The following is a 12,091-nucleotide window of genomic DNA, read 5'->3' as shown; positions in this document are numbered from 1 at the left end:
TGGCTGCCGAGCGCGAAATCGAGCGCCGCCGCTCTCGCCGCCGCCTGGCCCAGTCGCCAATAGACGGGCTCGCGCCAAAAATTCTTGTCGCCGCCATTGGCGAGGTCGAACAGAATGGCGCCGGGGACGATCGGCACCAATTGGCCGGCGACCGTATAGCCGCGCCCGGCCTCGCGCAGGGCGGCCTGGACGCCGCCGACCGCATCGAGCCCGAAGGCGGAGCCTCCCGACAGGGCGAGCGCGTCGACCTGTTGCACGGTCATGTCGGTTTCGAGCAGAGCGGCGTCGCGCAGGCCCGGCGCGCCGCCCGAAACGGCGATAGAGGCCGTGGCCGGGCGGTCGAAGATCAGCGCCGTGACCCCGGAGGCGAGAACGGGATCGTGACAGGAGCCCACGCGCAGGCCGGCGACATCGGTGATGAGATTGCGCAAGGAATCGCCTTTCGCGCTTGAAACAGGCGACCAATTCTATCGTATAAGCGGTCCTGTCCTAGTCTTATCCCGCGTCGCAGGGGCGAGTCGCCGCGGGGTCCAGCCGGAAAGTGCAATGACCAGCAATGTGACGATTTCGGCGGCGGCCCTGGCCGGCCTGCTGTCCTTCCTCAGCCCCTGCGTTCTGCCGCTGGTGCCACCCTATCTGACCTTCATCGCCGGCACGGGCCTGGAGGAGCTGGTGGAAGGCGGCGAAAGGCGGGCGCGGCGCGACACCCTGATCGCGGCGCTTCTGTTCGTGCTCGGTTTTTCCACGGTTTTCGTCCTGCTCGGCGCGACCGCCTCGGCGCTCGGGCAGACCGTGCGCGAGAACCTGCCGCTGCTGTCGATGCTCGCCGGCTTCGCCATCATCGCCATGGGCCTGCACTTTCTGGGCGTGTTCCGGCTCAGCCTGCTCTATCGCGAAAAACGGGTCAGCGTCGAAAAGCCGGTCGGCTTGTGGGGCGCCTATGTGATGGGCCTCGCTTTCGCCTTTGGCTGGACGCCCTGCATCGGGCCGATCCTCGCCGCCATTCTCGCCGTGGCCTCGTCGGAGGATACGGTGGCCAAGGGCGCCGGCCTGCTGGCGGTTTATTCCTTCGGCCTCGGCGTGCCGTTCCTGCTGGCCGCGCTCGCCATGGAGCCTTTCGTCCATTTCCTGAAGCGCTTCAAGGCGCATTTCGGCAAGGTCGAGCGGGTCGTCGGCGTGCTGCTGGTCGTGACGGGCGTGATGTTCCTCACCGGCGGTATTCAGAATGTCAGCTTCTGGCTGCTGCAGACCTTCCCGGGCTTGGCGACGTTGGGCTGAAGCTGGCGGGAGCCGGTCGCCCGGCTCCTCACGCATCGGGTCATGGTATTTTTCCTGTTAACAGAGATGGTTAACAGGAAAATGCCATCTCATTTATCAATCTGGAAATAAGAGATTTTGCCGTCCGGCCCCTTGCGCCATTCGTAAACGACGTAATCGGCGCGGGTGACGTCGCCCTTGGCGTCGAAGGACAGATCGCCGACCACGGTCTGGAACGGGCCGTTCTCGTGCAGGGCCTTGGCGACGGCGACCGGATCGGTTGACTTCGCCTTTTCGATGCCCTGCTTGAGCGCCTGCACCGCCGCATAGCTATAGAGCGTATAGGTTTCCGGATTGTAGTTCTTGGCCTCGAATTCCTTGACCACGGCGGCGGCCTCGGGGCGCAGGCGCGGGTCCGGCGGGAAGGTCATCAGCGTGCCCTCGACGCCCGGCCCGGCGATGGCGGCGAATTCCTGCGAGGCGATGCCGTCGCCGCCCATCAGAACGGCCTTCACGCCCTGGTCGCGCATCTGGCGGACCAGCAGGCCGCCCTCCGTATGGATGCCGCCGAAGAAGACGATATCGGCGTCGACCGATTTTAGTTTGGAGACAATGGCGGAAAAGTCCTTCTCGCCCTTGTTCAGCCCCTCGTACATCACTTCCTTCACGCCCGCGGCGGCCAGAGCCTTGCGGGTCTCGTCGGCGAGGCCTTTGCCATAGGTCGACTTGTCGTGGAGGATGGCGATCTTCTTGCCCTTGGCGTTCTTCGCCAGATAATTCGCCGCCACCGCGCCCTGCTGGTCGTCGCGGCCGCAGGTGCGGAACAGCATGGGAAAGCCGCGTTCGGTGATCTGCGGATTGGTCGAGCCGGGGGTGATTTCCAGCACGCCGGCCTCGTTATAGGCCTCCGAAGCGGGCATGGTGACCGCGGAATTGAAATGGCCGATCACGAAAGTCACGCCGTCGCCGATGAATTGATTGGCGACCGAGCGGCCCTGCTTGGCGTCGGCGGCGTCGTCGCCGGCCTCCAACTCCACCTTCTGTCCGAGGATGCCGCCGGCGGCGTTGATGTCGGCCACGGCCTGTTCGGCGCCGTTCTTGAGTTGCAGGCCGAAAGCGGCGTCCGTGCCGGTGATTGGAGCGCCGACGCCCATCTTGATCTGGGCCTGCGCCGCTCCGGAAAAGACGGTGGCTGCAAGAAGCGCCGTCAGAAGTCGCACCCGCATAAGAAACTCCCCTAAGCCTGCGTGGCGCTGCGCCGCCGCGTTCGACGGCGTCGCCACGACCTATGCTTATGGCTGTTCCCTCCGGCGGGCAAGGCCGGGCTTTCTGCGGCTTTAGACGACCGACCGGCGCGGCTTAACGATGCGCGTGGAAGCCGCCTCCGTGGAAACCTCCGCCATGGAAGCCTCCCCCGTGGAAGCCTCCCCCGTGGAAGCCGCCGGCATGTGCGCCGCCCCAGCCGCCGTGGAAGCCGTGTCCACCCCAACCGTGCCCGGCCCAGCCGCGCCCGCGCCAGCCGCCGCCGTAGTAGCCGCCGCCACCGTAGTAGCCGCCCCCGCCGTAATACCCGCCGTAATAGGGTCCGCCGTCATAATAGCCGCAGCCGCCATAGAGACAGGGATTGCTCAGCACGCCGCCGACCACCGCGCCGAACGCCGCCGCGCCGGGATTGTAGCCGTAATGCCGGTAGTAGCGATGATGATAGCCATAGTGGCGGTAGTGATGGTGATAGCCGTAATGATGGTAATAATGCCCTCCATAGCGGCGATAGTGGTGATAGTGGTGATAGGCTGCCTGCTCGATCGGCGCTTGCGCCCGCGGGCGCAGGCCAGACGGCGCGATCGGCGCCGCTTCGGCGGCGGCGAGATTGGCGCCCGCCAAAACGGCGGCGAGCAGAATTCTGGACGTGATCGTCATGATTCGCCTCCTTTTTTGGGTAAGGAGGGCAGATGGGTCCGCGTTGCTCTCGATGCGAGCGGAGCAGCAGCCGGATCACCAAATTGTCATCGGTTCTGGCGCAGCCAGGGATATTGCCGCCTGACCAGAGCGTCGTGAGCGAAGCGCCAGGCGAGGCCCTGGACGAGTAGCGACCAGCCATAGGCGATGAGCGCGGCCAGCGGCGCGGCGAGCGGCTCGCCGAACAGCGACCAGTGCAGGAACCGCATGGCGAAGGCGAGCGGCAGGCCGTAAAGCGGCAGCAGCCAGAGCGGACGCCAGGTCAGCGCCACCGCGCGGCCGGCGGCGAAAGAGGCGAGGCCGCCCAGAACCAACGTCACGCCGATGAAGACGCGCGGATCGCCGATGAGGAAGGTCTCGCTCAATGTCCGCCCCCTTCGAGATAGGCGGCGCGGATTTTGGGGTCGCGCAGTAGATCGCGGCCGGCGCCCTCCATGGCGATGGCGCCATTGACCATGACATAGCCGCGATCGGCGAGCTTGAGCGCGTGATGAGCGTCCTGCTCGACCAAAAAGACCGAAAGGCCCTCTTCCTTGTTGAGCCGGCGCACAACTTCGAAGATCTGCTTGCAGATCAAAGGCGCGAGGCCGAGCGACGGCTCGTCGAGCAGGAGCAGTTTGGGCCGGCTCATCAAAGCGCGGGCGATGGCCAGCATCTGCTGCTCGCCGCCCGAAAGCGTGCCGCCGCGCTGGCCGATGCGCTCCTTGAGGCGCGGGAAAATGGCGAAGACCCGCTCCAGATCCTCCTGAAACCGATCCAGACCGGCCAAGGCCGCGCCCATCTGCAAATTCTCGTAGACCGTCATGCGCGGAAAGATGCGCCGTCCCTCCGGCGATTGCGCGATGGAAAGGCGCGCGATCTCATGGGTCGGCCATTCGGTGATGTCGCGCCCGTCGAAGACGATCGAGCCGGCGCGCAGGCGCGGCGCGCCGAACACGCTCATCATCAGGGTGGATTTGCCGGCGCCATTGGCGCCGATCAAGGCCACGATCTCGCCCTTGTTGACGTCGAGATCGACGCCTTTCAGCGCCTGGACCGCGCCGTAATAGGCCTTGGCGCCGCGAATGGAGAGCAGGGCGCTCACGACGGCCCTCCGGGGTCGAGCGACGCTTCCGCGTCATCGGCTTCCGCCTCTTCCACGCCGAGATAAGCGGCGACCACGGCGGGATCTTCCCGCACCTGCGCCGGCGTCCCGTCGGCGATCTTCTGGCCGTAATCCAGCACGACAATATGGTCGGAAATGGCCATGACCACCGACATGTCATGTTCGATCAGCAGGATCGAGACGCCATCCTCGTCCCGGATTTCACGCAGCAAATGAGCGAGATCGGCGGATTCGCGGCCGTTGAGGCCGGCGGCGGGTTCGTCCAGGCAAAGCAGGCAGGGGTCGGCGCACATGGCGCGCGCGATTTCCAGCCGGCGTTGGTCGCCGTAGGGCAATTCGCCAGCCGGGTCGTCGGCGCGGGCGCGCAGGCCGATCCGATCCAGCCAGCGTTCGGCGCGCACCACAGCCGCTTGCTCGGCGCGGCGATAGACCGGCAGTCCGAGCAGTCCGAACACCCCATATCCTGAAGCAGGCGTAAGCGCGACATGCTGGGCGACGATGAGATTTTCCAGTGCGCTCATGCCGGCGAACAGGCGGATGTTCTGGAAGGTGCGGGCAATCCGCGCCTTTCGGGCGATTTCGTGATCGGGCATCCGCTCCAGCAGGAAGAGATCCTCGCCGCCGTCGCGCGACAGGCGGCGGGCGGAGGCGGTCAGCGCCTCGACGCGGCTCGGATCCTGCAGCCCCTTGGGCGAGAAGGCGATCCGCCCGGAGGTCGGCTTGTAGAAACCGGTCAGGCAGTTGAACAAGGTGGTCTTGCCGGCGCCGTTCGGGCCGATCAGCGCGGTCACGTCGCCGCGCCCGACCGAAAAGGACACGTCATTGACGGCGACGAGCCCGCCGAAACGCATGGTCAGCCGATCGACCCGCGCCAGCGGCTCGGCGCTCCCGCGCGGCGCGTTCATGGCGCCGCCTCCGGCGACGGGTTGAGCAGAATGGTCGGCTTGCGCGCGGAAACGATGCCGCGCGGGCGGAAATTCATCATCGCCACCATGGCGAGGCCGACCAGCAGCATGCGATATTGCGCCGGATCGAAACTCGGGCCGAAGATCGCCTTCAGGAAGGTCAATTCGCGCAGGATTTCGGAGGCGCCGACGATCAGGACCGCCGCCAGCGCCACGCCCCATTGCGAGCCGCGCCCGCCCAGCACGACAATGGCGAGAATGGTCGCGCTTTCGTTGAAGGTGAAGCTGGAGGGCGAGACGACGCCCTGGCGCAAGGCGAACATGCAGCCGGCGATGCCGGCGAAAAAGGCGCCGAGCGCGAATGCGGTCAGCTTGATATTGGCGGTGTCGAGGCCGAGCGCGCGGCAGGCGATCTCGTCCTCGCGCAAGGCCTCCCAGGCGCGCCCGAGCGGCAGGCGGCGCAGGCGGATCGAGACGAAATTGGCGACCAGCGCCAAGGCCAGCACGACGAAATACAGGAAGATCAGCTTGTGCACGGCGGCGAAGGGCAGGCCGACATGGGCCGCGAAGCCGCGCGGGCCGGGAATGAAGGGGAGCCCGAAGAACGTGACCGGCGGGAAGCCGAACAGGCCGGCCTCGCCATGGGTCACCACATCCCAATTGACCAGCACGATGCGGAGGATTTCCGCGAAGGCCAGCGTGACGATGGCGAGATAATCGCCGCGCAGCCGCAGCACCGGAAAGCCGATGCAGAATCCCCACAAGGCGGCGAGCAGGCCGCAGACCGGCAGCAGCGCCCAGAACGACAGGCCGGTGATCGGGACCAACAGCGCATAGGCATAGGCGCCGACGGCGTAGAAGGCGGCATAGCCGAGATCGAGCAGGCCGGCGAGGCCGACGGCGATATTGAGGCCCCAGCCGAGCAGGACATAGATCAGGATCTGAACGCCGAATGTATCGACCCATTTCTGCGCCGCCAGCGGCCCCAGCAAAGCCAGCATGACCAAAGGATAGGCGATCAGCGCCGCGAGGCCGAGCGGCGCGAGCCACGGCCTGCGGACCCCCGGCCGGGCCGCCTGTTCGAGGGCGGGCGCGGGCTTTTTCCGCGCCGACCACAGGGTCAGCACGAAGCGCAGGGCGAAACCCAGAGCGCAAAAGATGAAAAACAGCGGCCAGCGCGAGGTCAGCGTGAGGATATTGTTGAAATCGGGCTCGGCGCGAAAGGCGATTACCGGAAAGCTCAGGCCCGCCACCACCAGAGTCGCGAGGCCGGCTTCCTTGAAGGCGCGTTGGAAAAGGGGCTGCGGCGCGCTCAAAACTCAGACCTTCTCGACATCCGGCCGGCCGAGCAGGCCGGAAGGCATGAAGATCAACGTGATCGCCAGAACGGAAAAGGCCGCGACATCCTTGTAGTCGCTGGAAAAATACTGCCCCCACAGGGTCTCGATCAGGCCGATGGCGAGACCGCCAAGCACAGCGCCGGGCAGCGAGCCGATGCCGCCAAGGACCGCCGCCGTGAAAGCCTTCACGCCCGGCACGAAGCCGTCGGAGGATTTCACCACGCCATATTGCAGCAGGAACAGCGAGCCGGCGACCGCCGCCAGCGCCGCGCCGATCACGAAAGTCAGCGCGATGGTGCGGTTGACGTCCACGCCGAGCAAAGCGGCCATTTTGGCGTCCTGCTCGCAGGCGCGCTGGGCGCGGCCGAGCGGCGTCTTCTGCACCACGAACCAGAAAGCGGCGAGCAGCGCCGCCGTAACCACGACGATCAGGATCTGTTTGTAGGACAAGGTGACGTCATAGGCGCCGCCAGTGGTCAGCGGGATCACCTTGTCGAGCTGCGGCGGAATGCTCTTGTTGTTCGGCCCCTGTGTGACCGTCACGAAATTGGCCAGAAAGGTCGACATGCCGATGGCCGAAATCAGCGGCGCGAGGCGGAAGGAGCCGCGCAGGCGGCGGTAGGCGACCCGCTCGATGGCGAAATTCCACAAGGCTGTCAGGAACATGGCGCCGAACAGCACCGGCACGAAGGCGAGGCCCGGCGGCAGGCCGGCGACCTGGGTCAGCAGCAGGAACAGCAGAAGCGCGATGAAGGCTGACAGCATGAACACGTCGCCATGGGCGAAATTGACCATGCCGATAATGCCGAACACCATCGTATAGCCGATGGCGATCAGCCCGTAGATCGAGCCGAGCGTGACGCCATTGATGATCTGCTGCAGAAAGATTTCCATTCGCCATCCAGAATCGGCGCGCGCGCCAACTGACGCTAGCAAGGCCCGCGCCATGCCGCAATATCGCGGGCTTGCGGGGCTTTCGCGGTCAACAGGCGCATGGCGGGCTTCCCTTCCCGCCTTGCTGCCGCTAAGACCGGTTCTGATGTGATCCGCCAGGGAGAGCCTTTTTGCGCGCCGAAGCCGAAGATGACTCGATGATCGATCCCAAAGCCTATCGCGACGCGATGAGCGAGATCGCCTCGCCGGTCCATCTCATCGCGACGGACGGCCCCGCAGGCCTCGCCGGCATGACGGTGACGGCCTTGGCCTCCGTCTCGGACCAGCCTGCGACTTTGCTGGTCTGCGTCAACCGCTTGTCGCCGTCCACGCCGCGCTTTCTCGAAAACAAGGTGTTCAGCGTCAATTCGCTCGGCGCCGAGGACCGCCTGCTGGCGGATATTTTCGCCGGCCGCACAAACGAGCATTTTGCCGAAAAATTCGACCATGGCGTCTGGATGTCGGGGCCGACCGGCTCGCCGCTGCTGGAAAGCGCGCTGGCCAATTTCGATTGCCGGCTGATCGAGGTGAAGGACGTCGGGACCCATCACGTCTTCTTCGGACGGGTGGAGGCGGTGGCGCGCCGCGACGAGGGGCCGAGCCTGCTCTATCATCGCCGCGGCTATCGCCGCAGCGTGGAATGAAGGGCGATTGGCCCTAAACCCGTTGAAATGAAAAGTCTTAACCTTGCCATTCGTTCACTTTGTTTCTTGAGGATAGCGCAACGGGCCGGGCGTTAGGCTTAATCATCGAGGAGTTATTCGAGATGAGCCACGCCCGCGCCATGAAATTCTCGCTCTACGGCCTGGAGGCGCTGAACGAGCGCCGCGCGCTGATCGCCTCTCTGGCCCAGCGGGGCCACAACCTCACGCCGGCCGAAATCCGGCAGTTGCGCCGCGCCTTGTTCGAAGACGAGGCCGCGAGCCATGACGAAATCGCAGCCCTGTTCGACCTTGAGCGCGTACAGGACAGCCCCTGCGCCGAATGGACCGAATTCCTGATCGAATGCGTCACCGATCATGTCGTCTGGCAGCGCCGGCCGACCGGCGTGGTCGCGGCCGATCAGGCCGAATGGCTGCTGCGCGAGGCGGATCGCTGCCGCCCGCTCACGGCGGTCGCGCTGCTCGCCAATGTGCTGGCGGAAGCCCATCGCACGCCAGAATGGCTGGTCGGCGCCGTCCGCCAGCGCGTTCAGGCGCCGGAAGTGCAGGCGGCGCTGGCGCGCGAGGCCTGAGCAGGCGCGTCAAAGCCTACGGCGCTCTTTCAAAAGCCTGCGGCGGCTCGCCAAGCCTGCGGCGCTTCGGGCCTTTCAAAGCTTCCGCCTAAGTCGTTTGACGGCTGGACGACAGCGGCGACTTCCCATAAAACCGGTCCCCGATCCAACCGAAAGCACGGGCTCTGTCGCGCGACAGAGCCGCCTTCGTTCTGCTCCGGGGCCTGAATGTTCAAAAAAATCCTGATCGCCAATCGTGGCGAAATCGCCTGCCGCGTCATCAAGACCGCGCGGAGGATGGGCATCAAGACGGTCGCCGTCTATTCCGACGCCGACAAGGACGCTCTCCACGTCGAAATGGCCGATGAAGCCGTCCATATCGGCCCGCCCCCGGCCGCGGAATCCTATCTGATCATCGAAAAGATCATCGACGCCTGCAAGCAGACCGGCGCCGAGGCCGTCCATCCGGGTTACGGCTTCCTGTCCGAGCGCGCCGCCTTCGCTGAGGCGCTGAAGGCCAATAACATCACCTTCATCGGCCCCAATGTCGGCGCCATCGAGGCGATGGGCGACAAGATCGAATCCAAGAAATTCGCCAATGCCGCCAAGGTCAGCACCGTTCCGGGCTTCCTCGGCGTGATCGAGACGCCGGAAGAGGCGGTCACGATCGCCGACGGCATCGGCTATCCGGTTATCCTCAAGGCCTCGGCCGGCGGCGGCGGCAAAGGCATGCGTATCGCGCATACCCGCGAAGAAGTCGCCGAAGGTTTCGCCCGCGCCAAATCGGAAGCCAAGAGCTCGTTCGGCGACGACCGCGTCTTCGTCGAAAAATTCATCGTCAATCCGCGCCATATCGAAATCCAGGTGCTGGGCGACAAGCACGGCAATGTCATCTATCTCGGCGAGCGCGAATGCTCCATTCAGCGCCGCAACCAGAAAGTGATCGAGGAAGCCCCGTCGCCGCTGCTCGACGAGGAAACCCGCAAGAAGATGGGCGAGCAGGCCGTCGCGCTCGCCAAGGCGGTGAATTACGATTCCGCCGGCACGGTGGAATTCGTCGCCGGTCAGGACAAGAGCTTCTACTTCCTGGAAATGAACACCCGTCTGCAGGTCGAGCATCCGGTCACCGAACTCATCACCGGCATCGATCTGGTCGAGCAGATGATCCGCGTCGCCGCCGGCGAGCCGCTGGCGATCAAACAGAGCGACGTCCACCTCAAGGGCTGGGCGGTCGAAAGCCGCATCTATGCCGAAGACCCGACCCGCAATTTCCTGCCCTCGACCGGCCGCCTCGTGCGCTACCGGCCGCCGGAGGAGGGCCGTTCCGAAGGCGTCACGGTGCGCAACGACACCGGCGTCTATGAGGGCGGCGAGATCTCGATCTATTACGATCCGATGATCGCCAAGCTCGTCACCCACGCCGGCGACCGCCTGACCGCCATCGAGGCGCAGTCGCGCGCGCTCGACGGTTTCGTCATCGACGGCATCCGCCACAACGTCCCGTTCCTGTCCTCGCTGATGCAGCACGACCGCTGGCGCTCCGGCCATATCTCCACCGGCTTCATCGCCGAGGAATATCCGGACGGCTTTTCGCCGCTGAAGGCCGAGGGCGAGACGGCCCATCGCATGGCGGCGGTCGCGGCTTTCGTCGACAATCTCTACAACGAGCGCAAGCGCCAGATTTCCGGCCAGATGCAGGTGCAGAAGCCGGTGAAGTTCCAGACCGAGCGCACCGTCACGCTCGGCAAGGATCATTTCGACATCGAGCTCGATTCCGGCGACGGCGCGCTGCTGGTGCGCTTCGCCTCCGGCGGCCACGCCCACCGCCTCGAATCCGACTGGGTTCCGGGCGAGTCGGTGTGGAACGGCCTGATCGATGGCGAAAAGATCGCGGTTCAGGTGCGGCCGATCCTCAACGGTTTCGAGATCGCCCATGCCGGCGTGAGCGTTGAGGCCCGCGTCTTCACCCGCCGCGAGGCCGAATTCTTCGCCATCATGCCGGAGAAGAAGGTCGCCGACACCTCCAAATCGCTGCTCTGCCCGATGCCGGGCCTGGTCAAGGCGCTTTACGTCAAGGAAGGCCAGGACGTGAAGGCGGGCGACCCGCTGGCCATGGTCGAGGCGATGAAGATGGAGAACGTGCTGCGCGCCGAGCGCGATGTGACCGTCAAGGCGCTCAAGGCCAAGGAAGGCGATTCGCTCGCGGTCGACGCGGTCATCATGGAATTCGCCTGATCGGGATTTTCCGCTCGCTCTGGCATACGCCAACCACTCGCGTTTTGATTATTGACCATTTTGCGCGAGCCCCGTCCCGCGGGGCTGGCGTTTTTGCGCGTCGCGCCGCACATTGGCTGTCGTCACGGCGCAGTCATCGCTTGAGGCGATGATCCTGGCGTCTTTGCTGCGGGGCGGACGCATGGCGTGGAATTATTATTTCAAGGATCGCTCCGGCGCCCAGAACGGCCCGGTCACGCTGGAAGAATTGTCCGCTTTGGCTCAATCCGGCCGGATCGCCCCGGACTGCCTGGTCTGGGCCGAAGGCGGCGAGCCGAAGCCGGCGGGCCAGCATCCGGCGCTCGCCGGCCTTTTTGTCGGGCGCGCCGCCGCCGGCGCCGGGGGCGCGGGGCCGCTCGAACCGGGCTTTCCGGTCTGGGGCCTGTTCTGGCGCTCCATCGTCTTCATTTTCGGTATGGCGCTGATCATTCCCGCGCCCTGGGTCGGCCTGTGGTTCTACCGCTTCATCGCGGACCATGTCGCCTTGCCGGGCGGCGCCCGGCTGCGGCTGGAAAGCTCGATCGGGGAAAGCTGGTGGCTGTTCGCCGGATTGGGCGTCGCCGAAATGATCGGCCCGGCTTTCGCCGATTCGGGTGGCCGCGGCGCGGCGCAGATCGTCAGCCTCGCCTTGAGCATCTGGCTGACGGTGCGGCTGATCGACTGGTTCTGCCGCAGCCTGCGCGCGGAGCGGGGCGGGCTGTCGCTCTTCTTCGAGGGCGGCGCTTTGGCCTATTTCGGCTGGATCGTGCTGTTTTCGCTTTCGATCTTCACCATCATCGGCTGGGCCTGGGCGCTGAAATATATGATCCGCTGGTTGTGCGCCAAAGTGTCGGGAACCCATGCCTTCGAATTCGTGGGGACCGGCTTGGACCTGCTCTGGCGCATCCTGCTGCTGACGCTCGCTTTCGCCTTCGTCCTGCCGATCCCCTGGGCCCTGCGCTGGTTCATCGAATGGTACGTCTCGCAGATCGTGGTCGCGCCAAGGGCCGTCCAGCAGGCCACGGCGCAGGCCCTGGCCGCCTGATCCGATCTTGCCTCGAACGTCGCGAAGGCGCACAAGGGGCGGGCTTGCCCGCCCTTCCTGACCCCGATCCATGCCGCTGAC

At 65.4% G+C, this 12,091-nt stretch carries 13 protein-coding genes; 5 read left to right on the top strand and 8 right to left on the bottom strand.

Annotation, left to right across the window (positions count from 1 at the left end; genetic code table 11):
• Nucleotides 1–431 (bottom strand): P1 family peptidase (locus tag ACE3S9_RS07230; protein WP_374545769.1); only part of this gene is annotated, 431 nt, incomplete at its 3' end.
• Nucleotides 432–546: 115 nt separating this feature from the next.
• On the opposite strand from ACE3S9_RS07230, the gene ACE3S9_RS07225 reads away from it, so the two are divergent.
• Complete coding sequence (locus ACE3S9_RS07225; protein ID WP_374545768.1) at nt 547–1,278, top strand: cytochrome c biogenesis CcdA family protein; 732 nt, start codon at nt 547–549, stop codon at nt 1,276–1,278.
• 89 nt (nt 1,279–1,367) lie between these two features.
• Here the strand turns inward: ACE3S9_RS07225 and ACE3S9_RS07220 are convergent, their stop codons facing one another.
• The 7 genes from ACE3S9_RS07220 to ACE3S9_RS07190 all read right to left on the bottom strand — a co-directional run bounded on the left by ACE3S9_RS07220 (nt 1,368) and on the right by ACE3S9_RS07190 (nt 7,460).
• A complete protein-coding gene (locus ACE3S9_RS07220; RefSeq protein ID WP_374545767.1) occupies nt 1,368–2,483 on the bottom strand; it encodes a branched-chain amino acid ABC transporter substrate-binding protein in 1,116 nt (371 codons plus the stop codon).
• A gap of 133 nt (nt 2,484–2,616) precedes the next feature.
• A complete protein-coding gene (locus ACE3S9_RS07215; RefSeq protein WP_374545766.1) occupies nt 2,617–3,177 on the bottom strand; it encodes a hypothetical protein in 561 nt (186 codons plus the stop codon).
• Between the two features lie 86 nt (nt 3,178–3,263).
• Nucleotides 3,264–3,581: a DUF6867 family protein gene (locus ACE3S9_RS07210; protein ID WP_374545765.1), complete on the bottom strand. Its 318-nt coding sequence runs from the start codon at nt 3,579–3,581 to the stop codon at nt 3,264–3,266.
• Nucleotides 3,578–4,300 (bottom strand): ABC transporter ATP-binding protein, encoded by a 723-nt coding sequence (locus ACE3S9_RS07205; RefSeq protein WP_374545764.1) that lies wholly within the window; start codon nt 4,298–4,300, stop codon nt 3,578–3,580. Before ACE3S9_RS07205 ends, ACE3S9_RS07210 begins: the two co-directional genes overlap by 4 nt.
• Complete coding sequence (locus ACE3S9_RS07200) at nt 4,297–5,226, bottom strand: ABC transporter ATP-binding protein (protein ID WP_374545763.1); 930 nt, start codon at nt 5,224–5,226, stop codon at nt 4,297–4,299. The genes ACE3S9_RS07205 and ACE3S9_RS07200 overlap by 4 nt, the downstream gene beginning before the upstream one ends.
• Nucleotides 5,223–6,542, bottom strand: a complete 1,320-nt coding sequence (gene livM, locus ACE3S9_RS07195) for a high-affinity branched-chain amino acid ABC transporter permease LivM (protein ID WP_374545762.1) — start codon at nt 6,540–6,542, stop codon at nt 5,223–5,225. The genes ACE3S9_RS07200 and livM overlap by 4 nt, the downstream gene beginning before the upstream one ends.
• Nucleotides 6,543–6,545: 3 nt before the next feature.
• Entirely contained in the window at nt 6,546–7,460 is a 915-nt protein-coding gene (locus ACE3S9_RS07190) for a branched-chain amino acid ABC transporter permease (RefSeq protein WP_374545761.1), read from the bottom strand.
• Between the two features lie 197 nt (nt 7,461–7,657).
• On the opposite strand from ACE3S9_RS07190, the gene ACE3S9_RS07185 reads away from it, so the two are divergent.
• The 4 genes from ACE3S9_RS07185 (at nt 7,658) to ACE3S9_RS07170 (ending at nt 12,010) form a co-directional block, all read left to right on the top strand.
• Entirely contained in the window at nt 7,658–8,143 is a 486-nt protein-coding gene (locus ACE3S9_RS07185; protein WP_374545760.1) for a flavin reductase family protein, read from the top strand.
• Between the two features lie 122 nt (nt 8,144–8,265).
• On the top strand, nt 8,266–8,733 hold the full coding sequence (locus tag ACE3S9_RS07180; RefSeq protein WP_374545759.1) for a hypothetical protein: 468 nt from the start codon (nt 8,266–8,268) through the stop codon (nt 8,731–8,733).
• Nucleotides 8,734–8,940: 207 nt separating this feature from the next.
• Nucleotides 8,941–10,947, top strand: a complete 2,007-nt coding sequence (locus ACE3S9_RS07175) for an acetyl-CoA carboxylase biotin carboxylase subunit (protein WP_374545758.1) — start codon at nt 8,941–8,943, stop codon at nt 10,945–10,947.
• Nucleotides 10,948–11,128: 181 nt separating this feature from the next.
• Nucleotides 11,129–12,010: a DUF4339 domain-containing protein gene (locus tag ACE3S9_RS07170; RefSeq protein WP_374545757.1), complete on the top strand. Its 882-nt coding sequence runs from the start codon at nt 11,129–11,131 to the stop codon at nt 12,008–12,010.
• The last annotated feature ends 81 nt before the right edge of the window (nt 12,011–12,091 follow it).

It is taken from the genome of Rhodoblastus sp. (assembly GCF_041915505.1).
Taxonomy (GTDB): Bacteria; Pseudomonadota; Alphaproteobacteria; order Rhizobiales; family Beijerinckiaceae; genus Rhodoblastus.
Note: the sequence above shows the minus strand (reverse complement) of the source record. Positions and strands in the feature narration are given on the sequence as shown.